The following is a 25,687-nucleotide window of genomic DNA, read 5'->3' as shown; positions in this document are numbered from 1 at the left end:
TCCGATCATCGTGCCGTTTCGCCCAGGCTGTCCGGTATGACCACGGAAGCTGCAACGCTCCACCGCCTGGCCGGCGAACTGGACGACCTCGGCCGCCGCCTGACCCACGTAGGCGCGGAACTCCGCGCGGTGCGCCCCCAGCCCGAGCCGGCCACCGACCAGCCCGACGAGGCGCCCGCTCTGGACGCGCCCGCGGACTCCCAGCCGACGACGGGCCAACCGGGCGGCCACGCCGAGCCGACAGCGCGGACTGCGGAGGCGTCACCGGCGGACTACCCGCCTGGCGACACTCAGCCCGTCAGCTCCGACTACCCGGCCATGCCAGCCGTCGGCTCCGACCAGGCGGCCGCAGCAGCCGTCGGCTCTGACCAGGCGGCCGCGCCGGGCCATGCCGACAAGGCAGTCTCTTCCGCCGCACCGGACCAGACCGCCACTGCACCGGATCAGGCCGCCGCCGCGCCGGACCAGACTGCCGCGCCGGACCAGGCCGCCACACCGGGCGTGCCGTCCGCGTCAGGTCGCCCTGCCGAGTCGAGCCCGTTTGCCGAACCTGGCAATGCTGCCGTGTCGGGACACCCCGCCGGACCTGGCCAACCTCCTGCGCCTGGCCACAGCTATCCCGCTGCCCCTGGCCACTCGCCCGCCCCGGGCTACCAAGCTGCGCAGGGCCCGTACGCGTACCCGGCCTACTCGGCCGCACACGGGGTGCCGTACTACCCGCGCCCGGGCTACTACCCGTACAACCCTTACGCAGTCCCGTATTCCGCCCAGCCGATGTCCGGCGCGACCCACCCGTCGCCGCCGCGCCCCGGGACCGGGCAACCCGCCGCTGGCGATGCCGGAGCCGAACAGTTCGCCGCCCAACCGGGCCACGGACAGCCCACCGCCGACCAGTCCGCCCAAGGACACCCGCAGGCAACCGCCCAACAGCCGCCGTATGGCCAGCTGCCATACGGACAGCCGCCCTACATCCCGCCTCCGACGCTTCGTGAGCGACTCGGCCGCGAAGGCGCGGGTTCGCGCCTTCTGGCGTGGGTTGGCGGTGCCGTGACGTTGCTCGGGGTCGTTCTGCTGCTGATCTTGGCCATCCAGCGCGGCTGGCTCGCTCCGTTGCCGCGAGTGGCGGTCGGCGCTGCGTTCGGTGGGATCCTGGTCGGCGCGGGTGCTTGGCTGCACCGCAAGCCGGCGGCGCGCACGGGAGCATTCGCCCTTGTCGCCACTGGGATCGCGACGCTCTACCTCGACACTGTCGCTGCCACCTCCTTGTACGATTTCCTGCCGGTTCCCGCCGGACTCGCGGTCGGCTTGGCGATCGCGGTGGGCGGACTTGTGCTTGCGGTCAAATGGGATTCCTCTCTCCTGGCGATTGCCGTGGTGGGAGGATGCGGAGTGTGTGCGCCCCTGATCACCCGGGGCTTCACCGATGAACTCGTGACGTTCCTTCTTATGATCCAGATCGCGACCGTCCCTGTCCAGCTTCGACGGTCATGGTGGCCCCTTTCGTTTACTGCGGCCATTCCTCCCTTGACAACGGCGTTGATCGGTACCGGACTGCGCACGTTGCCGGTGTGGGCAGTTATCGCCGCTGGCGTGGTCAGTGCGGCGGCAGCACTGGTTTCGTTGCGGCGCAATGACAATGAGCCTTACTCGCTGTCCGTCCTGGCTGTTTCCCCGCTGCCGATCCTGGTCGCCGCGCTGATGCTGCACCGGCCGGAATCTGTGCTTCTCGCGGGCGGAACGGCGGTCGTGCTCATCGCGACCTGGATCATCGTTCGAGGGAATTCCGGTACTGTCGCAGGGATCGCTGGTCTTGTCGCCGCGATGCAGGCGACCGTCACGCAGTTCGATGGCGGAGCTGTCCTGCTTGGCGAGGCAGTTGCGCTCGCGTTCGCGGCGAAGTTCACTCGAAACCGTTTCGCGCTAGGCGGTTCTCTCGTCTTCGCGGTGATCGGCGGACTGTTCACGCTCGGGTCGGACGTGACACCGGCGCTGCTGATCCTCCCGAATTGGCATCCGCGAGATCTTCTCCTGACCGCGCTGGTCTCGGCTGTCCTTCTGCTCGCTGCCGCGATTGCGTTGCCGTGGGCGGCAATTCAGCTCAACGTGGTGAAGTCGGCCAGTCTCGCGCCTTGGCTGCCTGCCGGATTGTGCGCGCTCTACGGCGCTGCTGGGCTGGTGCTCACCGCGTCCATGCTCGTAGCCCCTGGTCGTGGTGGATTCCTGGTTGGCCACACGCTCGTCACGGTTTCCTGGACGGTGGTGGCGTTCGTCCTTCTCCTGCGCGGGATCAAGGTGGTCGCGTTGCGGATCACCGGACTGGTGCTGGTGGCCGCTGCCGTCGCGAAGCTCGTGTTGTTCGACCTTGCCACTCTGGACGGGTTGGCTCGCGTGGGCGCGTTCCTCGGTGCCGGTGTGATCCTGCTTGTGGCGGGTGCCCGGTACGCGCGGGTTGTCGCGTCGCGCTGAACTTGCGAGAAGTCCCCCGATCCGGGGAAACGAGATTGACCTCGGATCGGGGGTTTTCCTTGTGCGGCAACAAAACTGAGCCGTGTCGGGAAGCGGCTTGAGACGGCTCGCGAAGGTCGGCGGGGCAGAACTGTCGGTGGCTCGTGGTTACCTGGGAAACCTACCGAGGAGGTATCCGACCATGACCTACACCCACGACCCGAAACTCATTGAACGCGCGGGCGAATCCGTCGCCTGGCTCACCACGGTGACTCCCAGCGGACGCCCCGCGCCGCGGCCGGTTTGGTTCGTGCTCGACGGCGAGGACATCGTGGTCTTCAGTCGGCCGGGCACGGCCAAACTCCGGCATCTCGCCGCCAATCCGGAGGTGAGTTTTCACCTGAACAGCGACGAACACGGCGGGAGCATCATCGTCGTCAACGGACGTGCGCAGGTCGACGAGGCCAAGGCCTCCGAAGCACCTGGCTACCTGGCGAAGTACCAGCGGCATTACGCCGGCATCGGGTTCGCCGATCCAGCTGCCTTCGACGCCGACTACTCCGTGCGGATCCGGATCGTTCCGGAGAAGTCCTGGGGGTTCTGAGGGCAGCTCCTGTTTTAGAAGCCGACGTCGAGGCAGGCCAGCCGTCCACCCGCGGTGCCGGCGTGCCCGGGGTTGGTGTGGGTGTGGGTTTCGTGGATCACCACGGACTTCGCCCGTCGTCCGTCGAATGTCCAGTCCACAACGGAGGTTGCATGACCGATGCCTGAGCGGTTGGTGGTGAAGTCGAGCCAGATCTCGTTGCGCGGGTTGGCGTAGGCCGGATCCACCGAAGGCTTCACCGGGTCCGGCACGTGCTGGAAGTGTCCGCCCGCGGCGTCACCGGTGGCGCCGCAGGAGTTGACGTGCGCGTGTGCACCGTATTCGTGCTGCGGCAGGAGGCCGCTGATCACCAGCACGGTGGTGGTGCCGACGCGGCCGGCGGACAGGGCGGAGACGTGCGCCTTGGCACCGACGGGCACGAGATCCGGACGGTAGGTGACGGCATGGCTGCCCGGTACGTACGCCGCGAATGTGCCGTGGGCAGCAGTGAAGTGCAGAGGAGAGTCCGTCGCTGGAGTGGCTGCGGCGGAGGTGGCCGAGAGGCTCGTGACGGAGAGACCAGCGGCGAAGGCCGCGGAAAGGAGTTTAGGGAGGAAACGCATGAAACTTCTCTAACCAGTCGGCGCGTGCCGTGCCATGTTCTCCACTCGAACGTGTGGAGGTTGCCCGGATCTCGGGACGGCTTTCCTCGGGCGTGAGGTGCGTGGGGTTGCCGGGTGGGACAGCGTCGGGATCAGCCGGATTCAGACTCTGTCCGGACCGGGTGAGTGCAGGTCAGGCGTGGGCCAGGCCGGGTGCGGAGTGCTGTCTGGATGCACCGCGGTGAGGTCAAGCCTGGTGCTGATGCTCGTCGCGGTGAGGCTCTGAGGCGCGCAGGTGCGGTTCGAGGCACGCTCCGCGTACGAGAGCGGCTAGCGAGCCGGTGGAGTTGGGAGGTCGTTGCGGTGGACGTGAAGGTCGTCCGGCTGGCGTGGTGAGTTTTCGGGCCTTGACGCGGTGGGTACTTGGCAGCGTGGCAGCGTCGGACTTGCCCGGCGGTGCTTTGGCGAGCACCGGTGGAGCCTGACATGCCTGACGACCCGAACAGCGCCATGGGGTTTGACGGCCGTCGTGCGGACGACCATGAGTCGGCGGGTGCCAGCGGACCGGCCGAGACCCGTGGGGCGTCGGAGAGCGGTCGACCGGCGGACGCCAGCGGGCAGGCTGGCAGCGGCGGGTCAACTGGCGGCGGATCAGGCGACGGTGGACCGGCTGACGGCGGATCGACCGGCGGCGGACCCACCGGCAGCGGGCTGGCGGGCAGCGGCGGACCGGTGCAATCCAGCGGGCGAGCTCGGGCTGGTGAATCGGCGCAGGTCGCCGGATCGCAGCAGCCCAGTGAGTCGGCGCAGGCCACCGGTCAGGCGGAGGCTCCCCGGCTGGGACAACCCGGCGGGTCGCCGCGACCCAGCGGACCGGCCGAGGTTTCCGGACTGCCGCAATCCGGCGGGGCACCGCGACCCAGTCGACCGGCCGAGGCTTCCGGACGGCCGCAACCCAGTGAGTCGGCGCAACCCGGCGGACTGGCGAAGGCGATCGGTCCGGCGCAGGCCACCGGGACAGCGGACGTCGAGGGATCGGCGGACGTCGGCGACGACGTCGAGCACACCGGCGAGACGCGGAACCAGATGTTGCAGCGGAACGTCGGCGAGCTGCTGCAGGAGCTGCGGGTCGCGCAGGCGGGCGTGCAGATCCTGTTCGGGTTCCTGTTGTCGGTGGTCTTCACGGGTCGGTTTCACGACGCCAGCGGGTTCGAGAAGACGCTGCACCTGCTCGCGGTGTTGCTGACTGTCGCGGCGACGGCGTTGCTGATCGCGCCTGCGGCGTGGCACCGGATGCTGTTCCGGACTGGGCGGCGGGAGCAGATCCTGCGGGTCGGCAACCGGGTCGTGCTTGTTGGGTTCGGGTGTCTTGCCGCGGCGATCACGGTGACTGTCGCGCTGATCGCGAAGGTCTCTTTCGGACCGGTTGCGATGGGGCTCGTCGGCGGGATGGCGATCTTGCTGTTCGGGCTGCTGTGGTTCGCGGTGCCGGGCATGCTCGTCGGCGACCAAAGGCGACGCGACGGTCACTGAGCGGAACCAGCGCAGCCTTCCGTTTGTCCTGCGCAGGACAGAAACGCCGGGGACATGGAGCTGTTCATCGAGCCGTCGGCAATTGTTGCCGTAGCGGTCGGGACCGGCCCGTAGCTTCCTGCTCGTGACTGACTCTTCACGGCGGAACTTCCTGCGCGGTGCCGGAATTCTCGGCGCTGGTGCGGCGGTGTCCGCGCTTCCTGGCCTGAACGGGATCGCCGCGGCTGATCCCAGTGTCGCTCGGCGGCCGGACGGTGACAGCCCGCGGTTCACGATCGCGGTCATGCCGGACACCCAGTACCTGTTTGACGAGGACCGGGGCGACTCGACGCCGGTGGACGCCTCGTTGTCGTACCTGCTGCGCCACGGGCACGACGACAACGTTGTCTTCCTCGCGCACCTCGGCGATCTCACGCAGAACGGGCAGGCCCGGGAGTTCGCTGGCATCAGCCGGTCGTTCCAGGTGCTCGACCGGTTCCGGTTTCCGTACAGCACTCTCGCGGGCAACCACGACATCGACGGCTCCACCGACGACCAGCGCGGGCGGACGCCCTACCTCGACGCGTTCGGGCCGCAGCGGCAGCGGAATTCGCCGACGTTCCGCGGCTCCTCAAAGGACGGCTACAACACCTACCACGTGTTCCGGGCCGCCGGCCGGGAATGGCTGGTGCTTGCTATGGACTGGCGTCCGTCATCGGGCGGGTTCGCGTGGGCTAAGCAGGTTCTCGCGCAGCACCCGAAGATGCCCGCGATCCTGACGATCCACGAGCTGGTCAACTCCGACGAGCAGGGCAAGGCGTTCCTGTCGGACTTCGGCAAGCAGGTCTGGGACGAGTTCGTCAACGAAAGCGACCAGATCTTCCTGACCCTCAACGGTCACTACTGGCCGCCGAGCCGGATGGTGAAGCGCAACGCCGCCGGCCACGACGTGCACCTGCACCTCACGAACTACCAGGACCGCTACTACGGCGGCAGCGGCATGATCCGGCTGTACCAGTTCGACGTCGCCCGCGGGGTGATCGACGTCCGCACCTTCTCGCCGTGGCTCGACGATCGGCGCGACCTCACCGAACTCGAGCGCATCGAGGCCGAGCGCAGCACCGACGTCGACTACTTCAGCATCGACATCGACTTCGACAAGCGGTTCGCCGGTTTCGCGCCCGTTCCAGTGCCGCCGGCCCGTCCGGTGAAACCGCAGCTTGTGCCGGGTACCGTCGCGTACTGGCGGTTCGAGGGCGGCCGTGCGGGGGCTCCGGTTCCGGACAACGCGCTGATCAAGGACCTCACCGGCCGCGGGAACGATCTGCGCCGCGCGACCGTGCCGGGCAGCGGGCCTGACGCGTTGACTTACTCGGCGGATTTCTCGCCCCGCCAACCGTCGCGGGCGAGCCTTCGCTTCGACGGCGCGCGCAACCCTGGCCGCGGCGCGTACCTCCAGACCGTCGACAGTGCGCCGATGAACAACCTGACCTTCCAACGCGGCTACACCGTCGAAGCGTTCATCCGGCTGCCCGAAGACTTCCGCGACGGCACCCACGGCTGGTGCGGCATCTTCGCGCGCCTCGGCAACGGCGGCGCGGCCGGGAAGTCCGGCGACGACCCCAACGAATCGGCCGCGACGTTCAGCGTCTCGGACGGTGCAGAACTGCAGTGGGCGGTGTTCCCGTTGAACCAGAACGGGATTTCGACCAACTGGGGCCACGAGCTGCCGTTGGCGAAGTGGTGGCACGTCGCGGTCGTCAACGACGGACGGCGCAGCACACTCTACGTCGACGGCTGCCCGCTGCTGCGCAACCCCAAGACTCCGGCGATCGGCCTCGCGAACCCGGGCGGCAGCTGGCTGGTCGGCGCGTCGTCGTACCGGGGCAAGGTGGAGCGCAGCTTCTACGGCGAGATCGGCGAGGCCCGCGTGGTCGACCGGGCGCTGGCGCCGCGGGAATTTCTGCTGGGCTGATAAGCGGTGCCGATTGGCTGCTCGGCAATTGCGGAGGGTGCTGGCCGGGGACTGGATCCGCGACCGGCTTGCCGGCGGTGTGACGATCGGGAATCTCTGACGCGTTATTCCGATTGCGCGGTGGGCACATTCTGCCAGTGCGGCCGTTCGGGGGTATTGGCGAAACTGACGGCTTCCGCCAGTCGGTCTAATCGGGGGACGGGGTAATAGTCATTTTGAAGTAGTATCGGAACGGTCGGAATTCGTTCAGGGTGGGTGCTGGATCCGGGAATTTCGCCGAGGGCGGTGCTGTGCCGGTGAGCGGGACGAGGCATGCCGCGGGCGAGCGTTCCCTTGCCGGGGACTGGGGCAGGGAACGTCGGTGTGCGGGGCAGCGGCAGCGCTGGACCGTTGCCTGGGCTGGGGCTCCTGGACCAGCGGCGATGCTGGGTCGGAGTTCCGTTGCCTGGTTGGCCCGGATGCCGGTGACTTGTGCCGGGTTCGGCGTGGATGCTGATCGGTGGCTCGGAACTCGTTGCCAGGTGCTGGTGGCGTGGTTGGAGTTCGTTGCCGGGATCAGCACGGGTGCTGGAACCGGTGGTCGAGCCGGACCGTTGTCGGGACCGGCTGCGTTGCCGGAACTGGTCAGGCCCGCTTCGCCCGTTGGGCAGCGTCGTTGCTGGAACGGGGAAGCCCGTGCTGGCCAGCGCCGTTGCTGGGCCAGCAGTGGAACCGTGCCGGACTGGCGTTTCGGCCGTAGCCGGGTGCCAGGGCGGATGGTTCGGGTGGAGCTCGTTGCCGGGACTGACGTTCGTGCCGGGATTCCGAAACCGGGGCCAGCGCTGATGCTGGCACCGGGACTCCGGTGTCCAACGCCTGGATGTTCCGCCTTGGTCAGTTTCGGAATCGGCCAAGCGAGGCCGGGACACGCGCCGCGAACGGGGAGCGTGCCGCGGAACCGAGGTGGCCCAGTCCAAGGAGCAGCCGGTCCAGTCCAGGGGCCAGCCTGAACCGGTCCGACGGGGGCGACCGCGCTGGCCCAAGGGCTCCAAGGAGCCCAAGGGCATCGCCCGAGCAACCCGATCCGGATACGCCAACCCGCGAGTCAAGGTCAAAAGCCCAGCTCAAGGGCCCAGTCGGCGTCTGGCCCAGTCGCCGCCGCGCCGGAGGCGTGAGCGGCACCTCAGACCGAGAACCCCACCGAGAACTCAGCCTGAGCACGCCAGCCCATGAACCTAGCCAGCACCCAGCCGCGAAACCCGACCGCGGACCCAGCCGCGAAACCCAGCCCAGCACCCAGCCGCGAAACCGTGGATCAGGCGGTGAGCCGTCCCCACGAATAGTCCTGTTTCGCGAGCTTCAGGTACACGAACAGCTCCGTCGAGACGACGCCCGCGATGGGCCGTACCTCGTCGCCGAGTACGGACAGGAGGTGGTCGTCGTCGCGGCAGAGCAGTTCTGCCAGCAGGTCGAAGCGGCCTGAGCAGAGGGCCACCTGGTGTACGTCGGCGACCTTGGCCAGCTGCTGGGCCACTTCGCGGGCGTCTCCGTCCACCGTGATGCCGACCATCGCCCTTCGGGTCAGGTCGACGTGTTCTGGTGAGGTCACGGCGACTATCTGCACCATTTCCTCTCGCAGCAGCCGTTGTACTCGCTGCCGCACCGCGCCCTCCGAAAGACCCACCGCCTTGGCCAGTGCGGTGAAGGACGCCCTGCCGTCTTCCTGTAACAGCGTGATGAGCGTCCGGTCGGTCCCGTCTAGCGCTCTCGGAGCACGCGGTTCCTCGATTTTCGTACGGTTTTCGTCACCCATGCCGTCCCTCCCTGTGTTTCGGCATGTGATTCGTCAGACGCGCAGCGTATCGGCAGGAGCCGGAGAGCAGGAGACCCTTTCCCGTTTTCTTCTCCAGATGGCGGACATGCGGGCCCCGTTCTGGCTCCGGCAAACAGCGGGTACGGTCGCGAACCGCCGATCTTGAGGAGGAATATTCCAATGACCGAAGCCGTCGCCGCGCCTGTGGTGCCGGCCAAGGGGCTCCGTTCGAACGCGCTGGGCATGGTGTCCTCGACGGTGATCGGGATGTCTTCGACCGCCCCGGCCTACTCGATCGCCGCGACGCTCGGGTTCATCGTGCTCGCCGGAACGGGGTTCAAAGCCGCCGCGTTCGTGCTCCTGTCGTTCGTGCCGGTGCTGTTCGTCGCTTTTGCCTTCCGGGAACTGAATGCGGCCGAACCCGACTGCGGCACCAACTTCACTTGGGCCACCCGGGCGTTCGGCAGCCGCGTTGGCTGGATGACCGGCTGGGTCGTCCTGGTGGAGCAGTTTCTGGTGATGTCCAGTCAATCCGCGCTGACCGGCCGGTACACGCTGCTGCTGTTTGGTCTAGACGACCTCGCGAACAACCGCGCGGTGACGACCGCCATCGGATGTGCGTGGCTGCTCGCGCTCTGCTGGCTCTGCTACCGCGGCATCGAGGTGTCCGCGCGGGCGCAGTGGATCCTCCTCGGCATCGAACTCGCCGTCCTGGTGATCTTTTCCGTCGTAGCGCTCACGCGCGTCTACAGCGGCACTGCGGGCCCGCAAGCGACCACGCCGCGGTGGGACTGGCTGTGGCCGAGCGGAGTGAGCGTCGGGACGGCGGTGTCGGCGGTGCTGCTCGCGGTCTTCATCTACTGGGGCTGGGAGAGTTCGCTTTCGGTGAACGAGGAATCGGCTGATCCGCGGCACGCGCCGGGCCGGGCGGCGATTCTGTCGACAGTGCTGCTGGTGCTCAACTACCTGCTGGTGACCGTCGCTGCGCTGGCTTTCGCGGGCGTCGGCGAGCACGGGATCGGGCTGGCCAACGAGGCGAACGCCGAGGACGTGCTCGCCGGCCTGGGCGGCGCGGTGTTCGGGACGTCCGGGTTCGGCAAGGTCATGGGGGTGCTGCTGATCGTGTCGGTGCTGACCAGCGGCGCGGCCACGAGCCAGGCGACGATCATGCCCGCCGCGCGCACCACGCTGTCGATGGCCAGCCACGGCGCGCTGCCCAAGGTGTTCGGCCGCGTGCATCCGAAGTACCAGACGCCGTCGGTGACCACCTGGGCGTTCGGGCTGGTGTCGCTCGCCTTGTACGTGCTGCTGGCGTTGTGGAGCCGGAACGTGCTCGCGGATTCGGTCGACGCGGTCGGGCTCACGATCGCGATCGAGTTCACGGTGACGGCGCTCGCGTGCGTGTGGGTGTTTCGCCGGACGCTGTGGTCGAGCGTGCGCAATTTCCTGCTTCGCGGCTTACTGCCCTTCGTAGGCGGCGTGTTCTTCCTGGCGGTACTGGTGCTCGCGGCGATCGCGTACGCGAAGCCTGACGCCGGAGAGACCACTGTGTTCGGCATCGGCGGCGTCGCGGTGATCGGTGTCGTGGCGATCCTCGTGGGCTTTCCGTTGATGTTCGCCGTGCAACGCGCCTGCCGTGACTTCTTCGCCGGGCGGCGTCTGACGCGCGGCGCCGTTGCTCGTGGCGGTCAGACCATCGAAAGCTAGCAGCGGCGAAGCAGGTCTTCTTCGGTTTCGCGGCGTACGAGGAGCGTCGCGTGCCCGTCGCGGACGCCGACGAGCGGTGGGCGGCCGACGAGGTTGTAGTTCGACGCCAGCGAGTGGTGATACGCGCCGGTGCACGGCACGGCCAACAGATCGCCGACGTGGATGTCGTCGGGCAGACAGACGTCCGCCAGTACGTCGCCGGACTCGCAGTGTCGTCCGACCACTGTCATCGGCGTACGCGCGGCCTTCGTGCGACGGCCGACGAGACGTGCGGTGTAGCGCGCGCCGTACAGCGCAGGGCGCGGGTTGTCGCTCATGCCGCCGTCGACAGCGACGAAGGTGCGCGCGCCGCGCTTCACGGCGCACACGCGGTAGACGGTGATTCCGGCCGGTCCGACGATCGCGCGGCCGGGCTCGATTGTCAGGCGTGGCAAGGGAAAGTCGTGTGACGAGCATTCGTAGCTCAGTGCGACGCGGAGGCGGCGTGCGTACCCGTCGAGGTCGAAGGACGCTTCGCGGTCGGCGTACGGCACTGCGTGGCCGCCGCCGAGATCCAAGTCGCGCAACGTGATTCCGTACTGGTCGCGGATACGGACGAGTACTTCGACCATCCGTCGCGCGGCTTCCTCGTAACGGTCTACACGGGACACTTGCGAGCCGATGTGGCAGTGCAGTCCGGTTAGTTGCAGGCTTGGCTGTGAAAGCACTGCTGCGACAGCGCGGTCGACGTTGTCGCGTACGTCGGGGCGTAGCGAGAAGCCGAACTTCTGCCCTTCGGTGCCGGTCGTGATCGCGGCGTGCGTGTCGCCGCTGACGCCGGGCGTGACGCGGATAAGGACGCGCTGTGCGCCATGGGCGAGCGCGCCGAGCTGTTCGACTTCGTCGAGAGAGTCGAGGACGATGCGACCGACGCCGTACTGCAGCGCGGCTTTCAAGTCTTCCGGGGTCTTCGCGTTGCCGTGCAACAGAATGCGCTCCGCGGGAAAACCGACAGCGCGTGCGACGGCGATCTCTCCAGCGGAGCACGTGTCGAGCGACAGTCCTTCTTCGGCGACCCAACGCAACACTGCTCGCGTACAGAGCGCCTTGCTCGCGAAGGCGACGTCGGCCTCCGGCAGCGCACGGCGGTACGCGCGGGCTGTTTCGCGCACCTGTTCCTCGTCGAGGAGGTAGGCGGGCGTACCGAAGCGCGCGGCGAGGTGGCTGACCGGCGCGCCGGCGAAGAGCAGTTCACCGCCTTCGCCGAGCTTCGTGCCTTGCGGCCAGAGCCCCGGTTCCAGATGGTCGGCGGCCTCGCAGCCGAGACTCGGGAGCAGCTCGCTGAGCGTCACGGTTACCTCCGGTCGATGTCGATCGCGGCGAACATCGCCAGCACACTGCGCCGAGCCCGGACCGGAACGTCCCGGAAACGGGCCCCTGACGGTCCGGGCGGCCGTGCTGACGGGTTCTTAACGCACGAGTAACTTCCGCCACACCCCGGTTGAGCTGGGCTTTGCTGAGTTATCCGGGGATCCGCCGTCTTATCGGACATGGTTGAACAGATGACGGACTTCGCGAGCGAGACCGAGGCGTACCGGCACGAGCTGCGGGTGCACTGCTACCGGATGCTGGGCTCGTTCGACGAGGCGGAAGACCTGGTCCAGGAGACTCTGCTGCGCGCGTGGCGCGGCCGTTCGACGTACGCGGGCCGCGCGAGCCTGCGGGCGTGGCTGTACCGGATCGCGACCAACGCGTGTCTCGATCACCTCGAAGCGCACCCGCGCGAGCTGCCGATGCTCGATCTGCCAGTTGCGCACGACTCCGACCTCGCGCCGCGTCCCGACGTCGCGGTTCCCTGGCTGCAGCCTGCGCCCGACAGTGCGCTTCAGCCGGACACTGTCGTCGTCGCGCTTGAGACGGTGGAGTTGGCGTTCCTCGCCGCCATTCAGCATCTTTCGCCGCGACAGCGTGCTGCGTTGGTGCTTCGCGACGTACTCGGCTGGTCCGCGCGTGAGACGGCTTCAGCGCTCGGTACGACGCCTGCGTCGGTGAACAGCAATGTGCTGCGCGCGCGGGCCGAGTTGCAGGAGCACCTGTCTACGCGACGTACGGAGTGGGCGTCTGCGTCCGGGAGCGATGAGGAACGCGCTGTTGTCGCGAAGTACGTCAAAGCGCTCGTAGAGCACGACGAAGCGGCCTTCGCTGAACTGCTGCGCGAAGACGTGCGTTGCAGTCACGCTCCCGGCGCTGGCGGGCACATGGGGCCGGAACCGACTTGGTACGCGGGGCGGGACACCGTGCTCGCGGGCTGGGCACCGGCGTTGCATGGTGGCGACGCTGCGGAATTCCGTGTTGTCGAGACCCGTGCGAACGGTCTGCCCGCGCTCGCCACGTACGCGCGCACAGTCGGCGAGTTCCGGGCCTTCGGCCTGGTGACGCTGCGGCTCGACGGCGGCCGTGTCGCGGAGGTGACCACCTTCGGTCCGGAAGTCTTCCCGACTTTCGACCTCCCGCCCGCGCTCGCCTGAGGCGTTACGAAAGCCCCCACGCGGACAGGATCCCGAACAGCTGGTCCCGTTCCCCGGCGGTCAGCAGCCTGCTCGGCGGTCGTACGTCGGGGCGGCACAGGCTGAGTTGCGAAAGGGCGTCCTTGACCACGCTGACGTTGTTGGCGTTCCCGTGCGCGGCGCGCATCTCCTCGAACGGGCGGATGCGGTCCCAGATTTCCATCGCGCCGTCGAAGTCGTGGTTGCGGAGACGGCGGAACAGGTCGAGCGAGATCTGCGGCGCGACGTTCACCAAGCCGGAGGTGAAGCCCGTCGCGCCGACTGCGAAGTACCCAGGGGCGGACAGTTCGGCGAGACCGGCGATCCACACGAAGCGCTCGTACCCCGCGTCGCGCGCGACGGTGCGGAAGCGCACCGGATCCGGCACCGCGTACTTCACGCCGATTACGTTCGGCGCGACGTCGGCGAGCTGTGCCAGGTCCGCACCCTCGATGGCGGGGTTGCGCACGTACAGGACAACCCCGAGTTCGGGCACTTCGTTCGCGATAGCGCGGTGGTAGTCGATCCAGCCCGCGCGCGATACGTACGGGTGCACGGGCTGATGGATCATCACCATGTCCGCTCCGGATGCGCGCGCGTGCTTCGCGGCCTTCACGGCTGTACGCACGTCATGGCCGACGCCTGCGAGGACGCTCGCCTCGCGCGCGGCCTTCGTGGTGACTTCGAGACACTGTCGCGTTTCTTGCTCTTCGAGTGCGTAGAACTCGCCGGTGTTGCCGTTCGGCGTGACGACCTCGATGCCGCTCAGCACGAGCCGTTCGACTAGCCGCTCGTACGTCTCGGCGTCCACGTCCCCGGCCGCGGTGAAGGGAGTCACCGGGATCGCCACCACGCCGGCGAGCCGCTGTCGCTGTTTCTCGAACGCCACGAGCAGATCCGATCTGATATATGATGTCTCGACAGTCGGAGGGTAACACGAGGTGGCCAGGACGATCGTCCTGATCTTTGGGATATGCGTCCTAGATCGGTGCTGAAGGGCGGCCTGGCCTGGCAAAACTAGGTACCGCTGGCCGACGACCGGATTACCTCGCGTGGGGACCTGGAACGTGCCGCTGCGCACCCGCGAGGTGCGGGAGTCGGGTCGGCGGAGCAACGAGTCGAGGTCACTGACGTGCGGCTGCCGCTCGCCTCATTTCGCATCACGTACACGTTCCGGCAAGCCCCGACAGAACGCGAGTTCGTCTTCCTCGCGCAAGCAGCCTGAGTCGGCACGCCCCAGCGAAAGGGGCGTGCCGAAACCCTCAGCGCAGAGCGTCCAAGGCGAACGCCGTGTACATGGCCACCCCGGCGGCCATCGCCGGTTCGTGGAACTTCACCCGGTTCGAGTGGTTGTCCTCGGTGGTCGCCGGGTCCGCTCCCGGCTCGCGGGCGCCGATGAACGCGAACGCGCCCGGAATCCGTTGCAGGACATACGAGAAGTCTTCCGCGCCCATGATCGGCGTGGTCAGCTCCTCGACGTTGTCCTCGCCCAGCACCTCCGCACCCAGCGACAACACCTCGGCCGCCACTGCCGGGTCGTTGACCGTCGTCGGGTAGCCCGGGTCAACGCCGGCCGACACGCGGCAGCCGTGGGCCGCTCCGACCGCCTCGCACACCTTCGGCAGTTCCTCGCGGATGAAGGACCGCGTCGACTCCGACAGGGTGCGAATGGTCCCCTCGAGCACCGCCGTCTCGGGGATGATGTTCGTCGTCGTCCCGGCCTGGATGCGGGTCACCGAGACCACCGCCGGGTCGAAGACGCTGATCCGGCGCGTGACCATCGTCTGGATCGCGCTGACCATCGCCGCCGCGGCGGGGACGGGGTCGATCGCGTCGTGCGGGGCGGAACCGTGGCCGCCGCGGCCGTTGACCTCGACGCTGAACGTGTCGGCCGACGCCATCATCGGCCCGCCGCGGACCTGCAGGACGCCGCTCGGGCTGTTGGCGATCGTGTGCAGGCCGAAGGCTCGCGTGACGCGCGTGCCCGCCGCGTCCAGCACTCCCTCGTGGATCATGTGCCGCGCGCCGTGGAGGCCTTCCTCGCCGGGCTGGAACATGAACACGACCGAGCCGGCCAGGTCGTCGACCCGCTCAGACAGCAGCCGTGCCGCGGAGGCGAGCATCGCGACGTGCGTGTCGTGGCCGCAGGCGTGCATCGAACCGTCGATCTCGGACGAGAACTCCAGGCCGGTGTCCTCGGTGAGCGGCAGCGCGTCCATGTCCGCCCGCAGCAGCACGGCCGGGCCGGGACGGGCGCCGCGCAGGACGCCGGTGAGCGACGTCGTGGAGCGGCCGTCGGTGAGTTCGATCGGCAGGTCGGCCAGTGCGGTGCGGATCGCCGCCTGGGTGCGTGGCAGCTGCAAGCCCTGTTCGGGATGCCGGTGCACGGCGCGGCGAAGCTCGACAGTGCGGTCCTGGAGCTGCCGCGCGGCGTCGAGCAGCCCGGCGTGCCGGTTGCCGGGCAGGGTGGGGAGGTCGGTGGGTCCGGTCATGGCTCGATAGTGGCACCTCGCACGCTTCGGGCGCACCGTGCGTGCGTTCGCCAGCGAGGCGGAATACGGTGTGCGCATGGCGGTGCAAGAGCCGGTCACGGGCTTCGCGATAGCTGTGGTCCGTGAAGACGGTCGGTGGCGGTGCAGTGCGCTCGATTCCTCGGCGCTCACAGAACTGGATGCGGCGATCACCGAGCTGGGCAAGCTCCGGTCGACCGGGGCGGCGTTCGGCCTGCTGGCCGTCGACGACGAGTTCTTCGTGATCGTCCGGCCGAGCCCGAGGGGTCCGTCGCTGCTGCTGTCGGACGCCGCCGCGGCGCTCGACTACGACATCGCGGCGGACGTCCTCGACGTCCTGCGCGTCGACCCGCCCGACGAGGACGACGACGCCGTCTGGCCCGAGGGCGACCTCGAGATCCTGGCCGACCTCGGCCTGCCCGGCGGCGAGCTGGAGGTGATCGTCGGGGAGGTCGACCTCTACCCGGACGAACAGCTCCAGATGATCGCCCAGCGGTGCGGGTTCGAGGCCGAGTTCTCGAAACTGCTGGACCAGCTCTGAGACGGCCGGACGACACCGAAGCCGTGCGGGCCGCGCTGGACGCGGCTCGCGCCCCCGGTGCCGACGTGCCCATCGGCGCGGTCGTCTTCGACCCCGACGGGCGCCCCCTGGCCGCGGCTCGCAACGCGCGGGTCGAGCTGGCTGACCCCACCGCGCACGCGGAGATCCTCGCGCTGCGCGCGGCGGCCCGCGAGTTCGGCGACGGCTGGCGGCTGGAGGGCTGCACGCTCGCGGTCACGCTGGAGCCCTGCACGATGTGCGCCGGCGCGCTCGTGCTCGCCCGCGTCGAGCGGTTGGTGTTCGGGGCTTGGGAGCCCAAGACGGGCGCGGTGTCGTCGCTGTGGGACGTCGTGCGCGACCGCCGCCTCAACCACCGGCCGGAAGTTCACGGCGGAGTGCTCGAAAGCGACTGCGCCGCCCTGCTCGAGGCGTACTTCGCGGACCGGCGGCTGGGGGCCGAGTAGACCCCGCCGCAAGCCGCGAAGAGGGTCCGGTATTGTTCTCGGCGGTGGCGTGTCCGAGCGGCCGAAGGAGCACGACTCGAAATCGTGTGACGGTTAATCCCGTCCGTGGGTTCAAATCCCACCGCCACCGCTCTTCACGAACGAACCCCGACCGGGCACTCCGGCCGGGGTTCGTTCGTTTGACCCTCCGGTAGCTGGTCCCCGTACCGGAGGTGGCGCTTTGTACATCTATGCCCGGCGTCGTTCGCTCACGTTCAGCGGCAAGCAGGTGACGATCAAGGCCGCGATCAAAGACGGCCTGTTCGGCGCGGACAAGAAGCACAGCTTCACCGTCAGCCGGATCAGCGGGGTCAGCAACACCGAACCCGGCGCGTTCAGCCCGGGGTGTCTCAAGTTCAAGGTGACCGGCGCGTCGACGGCGGTGATCGAGAACCCGGCTTCCGGCGGCGACAAGGCCGATCTGTGCACGTTCTACTACAGCTCCTCCGACCGGAAGAAGGTGCGGGAGCTGGTCGCGGCCGTCAAAGCGGCGATGGCGAAGTAGCGTGGACGCATGAGCGAGGAGCTTCCGCCGGTCGGCAAGACCGCGGTTGGGGTTGCTGGGCTTCGGGCGTTGGAGAGCGGGCGGCCGGACCGGCTGTTCGATGATCCGTACGCGGGCGCGTTCTTCCACGCCGGCCGCGCGATCTTCGAGGGCCGGGAACGTCACCACGAGCTGGGGATGGTCTTCGCGCACCAGGTCGCGATCCGCACCAGGTTCTTCGATGACTTCGTTTCCGGCGGGACCCAGACGGTGCTTCTCGCGGCTGGTCTCGACGCTCGCGCGTTCCGGCTCGACTGGCCTGACGGGGCGCGCGTGTTCGAGGTCGATCTGCCGGACGTGCTCGCGTTCAAGGAAACCGTACTGTCCGAAAAAGGTGCGCGGCCTCGGTGCGAGCGCACGACGGTTCCGGTGGATCTGCGCGGCGACTGGGTCACTGCCTTGAAAAACAACGGATTCGACCCGGATCAGCCGACCGTCTGGCTCGCTGAGGGGCTGCTCGTCTACCTCAGCCGGGACGAGGCGGAGCGGATGCTCACGGCGGTCACCGAGTTGTCCGCGCCGGGCAGCCGGGTTTCGTTCGAACATCGGCCGGACGGTGATCAGGACGGGCTGCTGGAACGGGCGCGTCAATTCGGCAGCGAGGTGACGGCGCTTTGGCGCGGCGGTCTCGCGGGGGACGCTCCGAAGTGGCTCGCCGAGCACGGCTGGCGGCCGGAAACCGTTACGGTCGCGGAACTTTCCGTCCACTATGGACGCGAGCCGCTGCACCACACGCGCGGCGGATTCGTGACTGCGACCCGTTAATTCTCTTCCTGCAACACCGGTGTGCCGAACGCGTCGAGGAAAGTCGTTGCCTCTCCTATGGTTGCGACGCCGCGCGCGACCGCTTCCGCGATGGTCCCGCATGCCTCCCGCACCGCTGGCTCCGCGGATCGGTCGCCCGCCAGCAGCGCGACGGCCGCTGGGGTCACTCCTTCGGCGATCAGCATGACCCGCGCCGCCGTCTGATCTGCCAGCCGGTCAAGCAAATCCGCCAGATCCAGGCCGACCGACGCTGTCCGCGCGGCGGCTTCGGCGGCCTGCCGGTAGTGCGCGTCCAGTTCGTCGGCGCTGCCCCGGAACTGCGCGGCCGGTTCGCCGCCCCATTTGCGTTCCGCGCTGTGCGCCCCGCGTTCGAACTCCAGCCGGGCCATCACCAGCACGTCGCGGCCGCCCGACAGCGTGCGCGCGGATTCGCGGATCGTCTGCGGGGAACAGTCGATCTGGCGCAGCGCGGCGACCGGGTCCGGTGCGCCGATCGCGGCGGCCGCGGCACTCAAGGAAGCCAGTCCGGCGGCCGCGTTTTCCAGTGCCGGGTGGAGGAACGGCATCAACTCAGCAGCGCCGTCGCGATCGTCGGGCGGTGGTGGTGGCCGCGGGCGGCCATCCGCAGCTGGCCGGCGAGGTCGGACGTCGCGTCGCCGAGCATGCGCGCGTCGACGTCCCGCGCGGCGAGCGCGGCCTCCCACCGGGCGGCGATTTCCCGCGCGGGCGCGGAAATGCCCCACGGCGTCGATTCGAGACGGGCTTCGGCGAACCGGCCCGCGGCACGGTCCGCGTCGGCAGCCGCTCGATCGAGCGCGTCCGCGGCGGCGTTGAGCCGCTCGCTCGTCGAACCTGCCATCGGGACCTCCGCTTCCGGGAGAGCGCGAACCGCGGCCCGTCACCCTCTCCAGAGATCTAACCCCATCGAGGCCGCCCGGGTCACTCGGCCGGGCGTGCGACGATTCCACATCGTGGAGATCCTTGACCCACGCAACCGAACCCGGCCAGAATTGGAGTCATGCCAGAGAACCGGGTAGTGCCGCAAGCCGGCCGTGCCCCGGCGCGGTCGGACGGCGAGGGCGTGGCCGCTCTCCTGAGGCGTCGCGGTCGTCTCGGCTCTCCTCCCGCGTAGGCGATTTTCCGCTGCTGTAGCCGAATTCACCTATTCTTCCGGGAGTACCCCCATGTCTGTAGACCTGCCTGCCCGCCTGCGCTCGTCCGTCACCCCGGACGACGGGATCCTCGAAGGGCCGCGCGTGCTGCGCCGCCTTCCGGACGGTGTCGAAGAACGTCCCTACGAGCTTTTCGCCCTGCGTCCGCTCGGACGGGTGATCGGCGCGGAAATCTCCGGAGTGGACCTCGGCGCACCCGTGTCGCCGCGGTTGCGTGCCGAGCTGAACCGCGCGTTGCTGGAGTGGAAGGTGCTGTTCTTCCGCGACCAGCGCATCACGTCGCAGCAGCAGCGCGCGTTCGCCGCGAACTGGGGCGAACTGGAGACCAACCCGTTCATCGCCCGCGGAGATTCCGATCAGGTCGTGCGGTTCACCCGCACCGCCGGGATGCCTGGGTACGAAAACATCTGGCACACCGACGTCACCTGGCGGCCGAATCCGGCGCTCGGTTCGGTGTTGCGGCTGGTCGAGGTCCCGCCGATCGGCGGCGACACGATGTGGGCCGACATGGCCGCCGCCTACGACAACCTGCCCGCCGACGTCCGCGAGCGGATCGACGGCCTCACCGCGGTGCACGATTTCGTCCCCGGTTTCGACCGGTTCACCGACCCGGACCTGCTGGCCCAGTGGCAGGACGCGTACCCGCCGGTCGAGCACCCGGTGGTGCGGACCCATCCGGAGACCGGACGGCGGACGTTGTTCGTGAACCAGGCGTTCACCACGCACATCACCGGCCTCGACCGCGCCGAAAGCGACCGGCTGCTGCGGTATCTGTTCCTCCAGGCGCACACGCCGGAGTTCCAGGTGCGGTTCCGCTGGCAGCCGGATTCGGTGGCGTTCTGGGACAACCGCGCGACCCAGCACTACGCGGTCAACGACTACCACCCGCACGTCCGGATCGCCGAGCGCGTCGCGATCGTCGGGGACCGGCCGTACTGACCGCTCACGACACCCCGGTGAGCACGGTGTCGACAAGTCGCTCGAGATAGGCGGCGTCGGCGGATTTCGCGCGGATCAGGGTGTGGAACCAGAGGTTTCCGCCCAGCAGATCCATGATCATCTCCGAATCCGCGGCGTCGGCGAGTTCGCCTCGGTCGTGCGCCCGGTCGAAGACGGCCTGCTCGCGGCCGAGGCGGTCGGCGAAGAACCGTCCGGCGGCCTCGGCGGTGGCGGGCCGGTCCGGCAGCGCGGAGACGACGGCCGTGATGACGCGCCGGTTCGCCGGATCGGACAGCAGGCGGTGGATCTGCTTCGCCAGTTCGAGGAGATCGCCGCGCAGGGAACCGGTGTCGGGAATCGCGAAGGCGAGTTCCGGGGCCTGCACGAGTGCGTCCGCGAGGACCTCGTCCTTGGTCGCCCACGTGCGGTAGATCGTCGTTTTGTGCACCCCGGCCCGCGCGGCGACCGCTTCGATCGTCAGTGCGTCGTAACCGCGTTCGGCCAGCAGCGCGAGGGTCGCGGAGAAGATGGCGTCCGCCTTGCGCGGGCGGGTGGCGGTCCGATCCATGGCTCAATCCTAGCCAGGTTTGCAACGGTGCGTTGCATTTGGTAGACCGGTGCCATGCAACGGTCCGTTGCATTCCTGGGTGGAAGGCGGAGACATGAGCGACGTGCTCCCGGTGGTTTTCGTGCACGGCATCCGGTTGTCCGGGGCGTGCTGGCAGCAGCAGAAACGCCTGGCCCGCGGTCGAGTCGCCGCGCCGGACCTGCCTGGGCACGGCACGCGGCGCGGGGAGAGGTTCACTCTCGACGGTGCGGTCGACGCGGTCGCCGAGGCCATCGACGAGGTCGGCGGCCGCGCGGTTCTGGTGGGCCATTCGCTCGGCGGCTACGTCTCGATCGCGACCGCGGCCCGGCATCCGGAGCGGGTCGTTTCGCTGGTGGGAGCCGGATGTTCGCTCCAGCCGAGTTCGGTGCTGCGCGGCGGATTCCGGTTCGCACGCCGTGGGCTGGCGACTGCCGTAGACGACGGCGCTTCCTTCAGCGCATGGCTGCTCCGCCGGGTTCTCCCCGCGGAAGTCGCCGAGCCGGTCATCGCCGCGGGAATCGCTTCCGAAGTCATCCCGGACGTGATGGAGGCGGCCGCCGGGATGGACCCGCTCGCCGACCTCGCCCGGTACCCGGGGCGGGTACTGCTGCTGAACGGCCGCCACGACCACTTCCGCCTCGGCGAGCGGCGGTTTTTGGCTGCGTGCCAGGACGGGGCGCTGCAGATCGTGCCGGGGGCGGGCCACTACCTGCCGCTCACCCACGGCGAGAGTTGCGCGCGGGCGGTCGACGGCGTCGCGACGGCCCTCGTCAGCGGTTAATGCTCGCGAGTGGCGAGGCGGGCCGCCTTCCTCCCCCTCCCGCGCTCCCCTGCGCGGTCAAGGCGGCGCCTCGCCACTCGCGAGGCTTCCCCGGGGCAAATCCGTGGAGCCGCGGTCGCGGGCGAAGCGGAAAGTCCCGCGCCCGCGGCTGTTTTCCCGGGTGGTGACACCTGCGCACTCGACGACGGTCAACCCCCACGTGACCGTGTCGCCTCCCCCGCGAGGTGCTACCCGTGAGCGGCGGGGCGGCCCGAAAGTGGTCTGGGCCACAGTTTCCGCGCTCATCGGTAAGGTACTCCCGCCCGGTACCAGTCGACCCCGGGCTTGAGCTGCATTTAAGGCAGATGCGCCGTCCGGGTGACGGCGGGACCAGCGGTCTAGCCGCGAAGTCCTTCGACTGTCGCGAAGCCATCACTGACTGTCACCTTCGTGCCGCGGCGAGCCGACAGCTCCACGAACCGCTGCAGTGCTTCGTCGGCGTCGTCTCCGGTCAACGGTACGCATTCGTTGTCTTCGTCGCGGCGGATCGGCACTAATTCGACCCGCATCTGCTCGCCGACGACGCAGCCGGCGAGCAGGCCGTCCCGGTGCCGGTCGCGCACCGCGGGCCAGTCGAAGACGAGGTTGCCGAGGCTGTAGAGGATCGGGCGGCCGCGATACACCTCGACCGGCTGCACGGTGTGCGGTCCGTGCCCGACGACCAGGTCGGCGCCGGCGTCGATGATCGCGTGCGCGTAGGTCACCTGATATTCGGCCAGTTCGTCGCCGGGGAGGCCCCAGTGCATCGACACCACGACGTGGTCGGCCTCGGCGCGGGCGCGGCGGATGTCGGCGAGCAGCAGCTCCAGGTCGCGGCGGACCGGCGTGGTGTGCACGATCGGCGGGCGGCCGGGGACGTCCAGGACGCGCGGATCCGGTTGGTACGACGTGTAAGCGCCCGCCGCGGCGACGCCCGGCGAGTCCTCCGTCGCTTCCTGCCCGACGGGCCAGCACAGCGACGTGTAGGCGAGGAACGCGATCCGGCCGCCGGGTCGTTCGAGGATCGCCGACGCGTGCGCCTCGGCGAGGTTCGCGCCCGCGCCGCAATGCGCGATCCCGGCGCGGTCCAGCACGGCGAGGCTCGCCATCGCCGCGGCCGGCGGGTAGGTGACGTTGTTGGCGACGGACACGACGTCGATCTCGGCGGCGGTCAGCGCGGCGACCATCTCCGGCGGCGAGTGCCGCCAGTTCGGTTTGTGCGGGATGTCCATGCCGGTCGAGCCGGACAGCGGTCCTTCGAGATTCACGAACCGCACGTCGGCGCCGGTGAGCAGCGAGGTCAACGGGTCGAACGCCGTTTCCGGCTTCGCGCGGCCCTGCAGGTTGACGTCTCCGCCGAGTACGAGCGTGATCATTGCGTCAACCCGTCCAAAGGAGGAAATCCCTCCAGCTCGTTACGAATCGTTGCCCTTTCGTCTTCCTCTGCTTCGCTTGTTCGGGGGACGATGCCTCGACCGTTGACATGCAGAGGGGACTCAGGGTGACCATATCCCGTCGTCCCGCCGGGGGCCGCAGCGCCGGTGGGGCAAGACTGACCAGAGGCGCGGTTGCCGTCTCCGCAGCTGCTCTCGCGCTGGGCGGACTGGCCGCGCCCGCTTCGGCGGCGCCAAGCGCGGACGCCCTGATCGCCGAGGTCTACGGCGGTGGCGGCAATTCCGGCGCCACGCTGACCAACGACTTCATCGAGCTGGCCAACCACGGCGGCGCGCCCGTCGCGCTCGACGGGTACAGCGTCCAGTACCTGCCCGCTTCGGCGAGCGCGTCGAGCAAGTGGCAGGTCACGCCGCTCGCCGGGTCCGTCGCGCCGAAGGGCCGCTACCTCGTCGCGGAGGGGAAGGGGAACGGCGGCACGATCGCGCTGCCGACGCCCGACGCGACCGGGGGCATCGCGATGTCCGCGACCGCGGGGACGGTCGCGCTCGTGTCCGACAGCGCGCCGCTGACCTGCAAGTCCGCTGCGGATTGCTTGGCGGACAGCCACGTCAAGGACCTCGTCGGCTTCGGCGATGCCGTTGTCCGCGAAGGAAACCCGGCCGCCGCGGCGTCGAACACGACCTCGGTCGCGCGTGCCGCGACGCTCGCCGACACCGACGACAACAGTGCGGACTTCGCCGTCGGCGACCCGACGCCTACCAACACCAAGGGCGAGACCACCGGTACGCAGCCGGGCGAACCGGGTGTTCCGGCGAAGATCCACGACATCCAGGGCACGACGCGGATTTCGCCGTTCAAGGACAAGCAGGTCGAGGACGTCACCGGCGTCGTCACCGCGGTGCGGAGCTTCGGCTCGGCGCGCGGGTTCTGGATCACCGACCCGCATCCCGACAGCGACCCGCGCACCAGCGAGGGCCTATTCGTGTTCACCGGATCGACGACCCCGGCGGTGGCGGTCGGCGACGCGGTCACCGCGCAGGGCAAGGTCAAGGAGTACTACCCGGACGCGCCCGCGACCTCGAACTACCAGTCGCTCACCGAGCTGACGAGTGCACAGTGGATGGTCGGCTCCTCGGGCAACCCGCTGCCCGCCCCGACCGTGCTGACGCCGGACCAGGTGCCGGATGTGCTGGCTCCCAACGCGGGCGGCAACATCGAGCCGTTGCCGCTCGAACCGTCGAAGTACGCGCTGGACTTCTGGGAATCGCACGAAAGCGAGATCGTCCAGGTCTCCGACGCGCGCGTGGTCGGCCCGAGCAACAAGTACGGCGAGCTTTACGTGACCACGAAGCCGCAGCAGAACCCGACTCCGCGCGGCGGCACGGTTTACCTCGGCTACGACAAGATCAACACCGGTGTGCTGAAGGTACAGTCGATCATTCCTGCCGCGCAGCAGGCGACGCCGAAGGTCAACACCGGCGACGTGCTCACCGGCGTCACCTCCGGTCCGGTGGAATACAGCAACTTCGGCGGGTACACGCTGTTCGCGTCGAAGCTGGGTGCGGCCAAGGACAACAAGCTGCAGAAGGAAACCACGCGCAAGCAGCGTCCGGGCGAGCTCGCGGTGGCGACGTACAACGTCGAGAACCTCGCACCGTCCGATTCGGACACCAAGTACGCGCAGCTCGCGCACGGCATCGTCGACAACCTCGCGACGCCGGACATCGTTACCCTGGAAGAAATCCAGGACAACAGCGGTGCGACGGACGACGGAACCGTCGACGCCGACGCGACGCTGAAGAAGTTCACCGACGCGATCGTCGCCGCCGGCGGCCCGCAGTACCAGTGGCGGCAGATCGACCCGGTGAACGACGAGGACGGCGGACAACCGGGCGGCAACATCCGCGTCGGCTTCCTGTTCAACCCGTCGCGAGTGTCCTTTGTGGATCGTCCGGGCGGCAGCCCGACGTCTTCGGTCGGCGTGGTTTCCGACCACGGCAAGGCGCACCTGACGCAGTCGCCGGGCCGGGTCGACCCGGGCAACGACGCGTGGGAGGACAGCCGCAAGCCGCTGGCGGGCGAGTTCGTGTTCCGCGGACGCACGGTTTTCGTGCTGGCCAACCACTTCAACTCCAAGGGCGGCGACCAGCCGACACACGGCCGCTACCAGCCGCCGACGCGCAGCTCCGAGGTGCAGCGGCAGAAGCAGGCGACGGTGCTGCAGGGGTTCGTCTCGCAACTGCTGAACGCGGACCCGCGGGCGAACGTCGTGGTGGCCGGTGACCTGAACGACTACCAGTTCTCGCCCGCGCTGGCGAAGCTGACGTCGGGCGGGTTGTTGAAGGACCTGATCTCGACGCTGCCGCCGGCTGAGCGGTACAGCTATGTGTACGAGGGTCAGTCGCAGGTGCTGGACCATATTCTTGCGTCGGCGGCACCGCGTGGGGTGGATTATGACGTGGTGCATGTGAATGCGGAGTTCGCTGACCAGGCTAGCGATCATGACCCGCAGGTGGTGCGGTTCCGGCCTTCGGCGGGGAATCCGTTCGCGGATTTCGCGAATGATGTGCTGGACCAGCTTGACCGGTGGTTCCACCGGACGGCGTAGGTAGTTGGCTGTGAGGGGAGTCCTGGTTCCGTCAGGGTTCCCCTCACGGCTTTTTTTTGCTGGGTGGATTGAGAGCTTCGGCGATCTTGGGAAGATCCTGGGGCGGCGCTTCGCCGCGAAGGTCTTCACCGTCAGAGTGACCCGGCCTCGCGTGCGACACCTCCTGGGGCGGCTGCACGCG

Annotated in this window: 21 protein-coding genes, 1 tRNA gene and 1 pseudogene; 14 read left to right on the top strand and 9 right to left on the bottom strand. The window is 68.8% G+C overall.

The window, feature by feature from the left end:
• The first annotated feature begins 36 nt into the window (after positions 1 to 36).
• Both WA670_RS02135 and WA670_RS02130 read left to right on the top strand, forming a co-directional pair.
• Entirely contained in the window at positions 37 to 2,466 is a 2,430-nt protein-coding gene (locus WA670_RS02135; protein ID WP_336156787.1) for a DUF2339 domain-containing protein, read from the top strand.
• Between the two features lie 181 nt (positions 2,467 to 2,647).
• The gene (locus WA670_RS02130) at positions 2,648 to 3,049 is read left to right on the top strand and encodes a TIGR03667 family PPOX class F420-dependent oxidoreductase (RefSeq protein ID WP_037808590.1); all 402 of its coding nucleotides are present in this window, start codon (positions 2,648 to 2,650) and stop codon (positions 3,047 to 3,049) included.
• Positions 3,050 to 3,063: 14 nt separating this feature from the next.
• Here WA670_RS02130 and WA670_RS02125 read toward each other — a convergent pair whose 3' ends face one another.
• A complete protein-coding gene (locus tag WA670_RS02125; RefSeq protein ID WP_037808587.1) occupies positions 3,064 to 3,651 on the bottom strand; it encodes a superoxide dismutase in 588 nt (195 codons plus the stop codon).
• Between the two features lie 1,038 nt (positions 3,652 to 4,689).
• On the opposite strand from WA670_RS02125, the pseudogene WA670_RS02120 reads away from it, so the two are divergent.
• Both WA670_RS02120 and WA670_RS02115 read left to right on the top strand, forming a co-directional pair.
• Positions 4,690 to 5,163 (top strand): annotated as a pseudogene (locus WA670_RS02120) (DUF6328 family protein); the annotation flags it as partial.
• 124 nt (positions 5,164 to 5,287) lie between these two features.
• Positions 5,288 to 7,117 carry a LamG-like jellyroll fold domain-containing protein gene (locus WA670_RS02115; RefSeq protein WP_275292913.1) on the top strand — a complete coding sequence of 610 codons (1,830 nt, stop codon included), beginning with the start codon at positions 5,288 to 5,290 and terminating at the stop codon, positions 7,115 to 7,117.
• Positions 7,118 to 8,411: 1,294 nt separating this feature from the next.
• Here the strand turns inward: WA670_RS02115 and WA670_RS02110 are convergent.
• Entirely contained in the window at positions 8,412 to 8,909 is a 498-nt protein-coding gene (locus tag WA670_RS02110) for an Lrp/AsnC family transcriptional regulator (protein ID WP_009084674.1), read from the bottom strand.
• A gap of 180 nt (positions 8,910 to 9,089) precedes the next feature.
• Between WA670_RS02110 and WA670_RS02105 the strand changes: the two genes are divergently transcribed.
• Positions 9,090 to 10,616, top strand: a complete 1,527-nt coding sequence (locus tag WA670_RS02105) for an APC family permease (protein ID WP_336156784.1) — start codon at positions 9,090 to 9,092, stop codon at positions 10,614 to 10,616.
• Here the strand turns inward: WA670_RS02105 and lysA are convergent.
• A complete protein-coding gene (lysA, locus tag WA670_RS02100; RefSeq protein WP_037808576.1) occupies positions 10,613 to 11,947 on the bottom strand; it encodes a diaminopimelate decarboxylase in 1,335 nt (444 codons plus the stop codon). The genes WA670_RS02105 and lysA overlap by 4 nt on opposite strands.
• Before the next feature lie 210 nt (positions 11,948 to 12,157).
• Between lysA and WA670_RS02095 the strand changes: the two genes are divergently transcribed.
• Positions 12,158 to 13,123 (top strand): RNA polymerase subunit sigma-70, encoded by a 966-nt coding sequence (locus WA670_RS02095; RefSeq protein ID WP_240691206.1) that lies wholly within the window; start codon positions 12,158 to 12,160, stop codon positions 13,121 to 13,123.
• A gap of 4 nt (positions 13,124 to 13,127) precedes the next feature.
• On the opposite strand, the gene WA670_RS02090 is transcribed toward WA670_RS02095, so the two are convergent.
• Together WA670_RS02090 and WA670_RS02085 are read right to left on the bottom strand one after the other, a co-directional pair.
• Positions 13,128 to 14,030, bottom strand: coding sequence for a dihydrodipicolinate synthase family protein (locus WA670_RS02090; protein ID WP_037808572.1), 903 nt, complete (start codon positions 14,028 to 14,030; stop codon positions 13,128 to 13,130).
• Positions 14,031 to 14,403: 373 nt separating this feature from the next.
• Positions 14,404 to 15,633 carry a M20 metallopeptidase family protein gene (locus WA670_RS02085; protein WP_134727602.1) on the bottom strand — a complete coding sequence of 410 codons (1,230 nt, stop codon included), beginning with the start codon at positions 15,631 to 15,633 and terminating at the stop codon, positions 14,404 to 14,406.
• A 76-nt stretch (positions 15,634 to 15,709) separates the two neighbouring features.
• Here WA670_RS02085 and WA670_RS02080 point away from each other — a divergent pair, with 76 nt between their 5' ends.
• The 5 genes from WA670_RS02080 (at position 15,710) to WA670_RS02060 (ending at position 18,004) form a co-directional block, all read left to right on the top strand.
• Positions 15,710 to 16,192 carry a tRNA adenosine deaminase-associated protein gene (locus WA670_RS02080; RefSeq protein WP_037354362.1) on the top strand — a complete coding sequence of 161 codons (483 nt, stop codon included), beginning with the start codon at positions 15,710 to 15,712 and terminating at the stop codon, positions 16,190 to 16,192.
• A 23-nt stretch (positions 16,193 to 16,215) separates the two neighbouring features.
• On the top strand, positions 16,216 to 16,656 hold the full coding sequence (locus WA670_RS02075; protein WP_037808568.1) for a nucleoside deaminase: 441 nt from the start codon (positions 16,216 to 16,218) through the stop codon (positions 16,654 to 16,656).
• Positions 16,657 to 16,699: 43 nt separating this feature from the next.
• Positions 16,700 to 16,786, top strand: a tRNA-Ser gene (locus WA670_RS02070).
• A 90-nt stretch (positions 16,787 to 16,876) separates the two neighbouring features.
• Entirely contained in the window at positions 16,877 to 17,200 is a 324-nt protein-coding gene (locus WA670_RS02065; protein ID WP_134727601.1) for a hypothetical protein, read from the top strand.
• A 9-nt stretch (positions 17,201 to 17,209) separates the two neighbouring features.
• Positions 17,210 to 18,004, top strand: a complete 795-nt coding sequence (locus WA670_RS02060; protein ID WP_037808562.1) for an SAM-dependent methyltransferase — start codon at positions 17,210 to 17,212, stop codon at positions 18,002 to 18,004.
• Here WA670_RS02060 and WA670_RS02055 read toward each other — a convergent pair.
• Positions 18,001 to 18,570, bottom strand: coding sequence for a hypothetical protein (locus tag WA670_RS02055; RefSeq protein WP_037808561.1), 570 nt, complete (start codon positions 18,568 to 18,570; stop codon positions 18,001 to 18,003). The two genes, WA670_RS02060 and WA670_RS02055, sit on opposite strands and share 4 nt — an antisense overlap.
• A complete protein-coding gene (locus tag WA670_RS02050; protein WP_037808560.1) occupies positions 18,570 to 18,863 on the bottom strand; it encodes a hypothetical protein in 294 nt (97 codons plus the stop codon). The genes WA670_RS02055 and WA670_RS02050 overlap by 1 nt, the downstream gene beginning before the upstream one ends.
• Before the next feature lie 325 nt (positions 18,864 to 19,188).
• On the opposite strand from WA670_RS02050, the gene WA670_RS02045 reads away from it, so the two are divergent.
• Positions 19,189 to 20,115, top strand: coding sequence for a TauD/TfdA dioxygenase family protein (locus tag WA670_RS02045; RefSeq protein ID WP_134727600.1), 927 nt, complete (start codon positions 19,189 to 19,191; stop codon positions 20,113 to 20,115).
• A 4-nt stretch (positions 20,116 to 20,119) separates the two neighbouring features.
• Here WA670_RS02045 and WA670_RS02040 read toward each other — a convergent pair whose 3' ends face one another.
• Complete coding sequence (locus WA670_RS02040; RefSeq protein WP_134662095.1) at positions 20,120 to 20,683, bottom strand: TetR/AcrR family transcriptional regulator; 564 nt, start codon at positions 20,681 to 20,683, stop codon at positions 20,120 to 20,122.
• A 94-nt stretch (positions 20,684 to 20,777) separates the two neighbouring features.
• Between WA670_RS02040 and WA670_RS02035 the strand changes: the two genes are divergently transcribed.
• Positions 20,778 to 21,485, top strand: a complete 708-nt coding sequence (locus tag WA670_RS02035; RefSeq protein ID WP_134662094.1) for an alpha/beta fold hydrolase — start codon at positions 20,778 to 20,780, stop codon at positions 21,483 to 21,485.
• A 377-nt stretch (positions 21,486 to 21,862) separates the two neighbouring features.
• On the opposite strand, the gene WA670_RS02030 is transcribed toward WA670_RS02035, so the two are convergent.
• On the bottom strand, positions 21,863 to 22,879 hold the full coding sequence (locus WA670_RS02030) for a CapA family protein (protein WP_134727599.1): 1,017 nt from the start codon (positions 22,877 to 22,879) through the stop codon (positions 21,863 to 21,865).
• 125 nt (positions 22,880 to 23,004) lie between these two features.
• Here WA670_RS02030 and WA670_RS02025 point away from each other — a divergent pair, with 125 nt between their 5' ends.
• A complete protein-coding gene (locus WA670_RS02025; RefSeq protein ID WP_336156779.1) occupies positions 23,005 to 25,506 on the top strand; it encodes an endonuclease/exonuclease/phosphatase family protein in 2,502 nt (833 codons plus the stop codon).
• Positions 25,507 to 25,687: the final 181 nt, after the last annotated feature.

It is taken from the genome of Amycolatopsis sp. VC5-11, assembly GCF_037034185.1.
In the GTDB taxonomy this organism is placed as follows: domain Bacteria; phylum Actinomycetota; class Actinomycetes; order Mycobacteriales; family Pseudonocardiaceae; genus Amycolatopsis; species Amycolatopsis nivea.
This window is presented reverse-complemented; position numbering and strand designations above follow the sequence as displayed.

Excerpts from the sequence above, each read along its gene's own strand:
- WA670_RS02105 (WP_336156784.1), top strand. The coding sequence starts at position 9,090 with ATGACCGAAGCCGTCGCCGCGCCTGTGGTGCCGGCCAAGGGGCTCCGT.
- WA670_RS02080 (WP_037354362.1), top strand. The coding sequence starts at position 15,710 with ATGGCGGTGCAAGAGCCGGTCACGGGCTTCGCGATAGCTGTGGTCCGT.
- WA670_RS02060 (WP_037808562.1), top strand. The coding sequence starts at position 17,210 with ATGAGCGAGGAGCTTCCGCCGGTCGGCAAGACCGCGGTTGGGGTTGCT.
- WA670_RS02095 (WP_240691206.1), top strand. The coding sequence starts at position 12,158 with ATGACGGACTTCGCGAGCGAGACCGAGGCGTACCGGCACGAGCTGCGG.
- WA670_RS02130 (WP_037808590.1), top strand. The coding sequence starts at position 2,648 with ATGACCTACACCCACGACCCGAAACTCATTGAACGCGCGGGCGAATCC.
- WA670_RS02035 (WP_134662094.1), top strand. The coding sequence starts at position 20,778 with ATGAGCGACGTGCTCCCGGTGGTTTTCGTGCACGGCATCCGGTTGTCC.
- WA670_RS02045 (WP_134727600.1), top strand. The coding sequence starts at position 19,189 with ATGTCTGTAGACCTGCCTGCCCGCCTGCGCTCGTCCGTCACCCCGGAC.
- WA670_RS02125 (WP_037808587.1), bottom strand. The coding sequence starts at position 3,651 with ATGCGTTTCCTCCCTAAACTCCTTTCCGCGGCCTTCGCCGCTGGTCTC.
- WA670_RS02135 (WP_336156787.1), top strand. The coding sequence starts at position 37 with ATGACCACGGAAGCTGCAACGCTCCACCGCCTGGCCGGCGAACTGGAC.
- WA670_RS02110 (WP_009084674.1), bottom strand. The coding sequence starts at position 8,909 with ATGGGTGACGAAAACCGTACGAAAATCGAGGAACCGCGTGCTCCGAGA.
- WA670_RS02050 (WP_037808560.1), bottom strand. The coding sequence starts at position 18,863 with ATGGCAGGTTCGACGAGCGAGCGGCTCAACGCCGCCGCGGACGCGCTC.
- WA670_RS02040 (WP_134662095.1), bottom strand. The coding sequence starts at position 20,683 with ATGGATCGGACCGCCACCCGCCCGCGCAAGGCGGACGCCATCTTCTCC.
- WA670_RS02055 (WP_037808561.1), bottom strand. The coding sequence starts at position 18,570 with ATGCCGTTCCTCCACCCGGCACTGGAAAACGCGGCCGCCGGACTGGCT.
- WA670_RS02085 (WP_134727602.1), bottom strand. The coding sequence starts at position 15,633 with ATGACCGGACCCACCGACCTCCCCACCCTGCCCGGCAACCGGCACGCC.
- WA670_RS02030 (WP_134727599.1), bottom strand. The coding sequence starts at position 22,879 with ATGATCACGCTCGTACTCGGCGGAGACGTCAACCTGCAGGGCCGCGCG.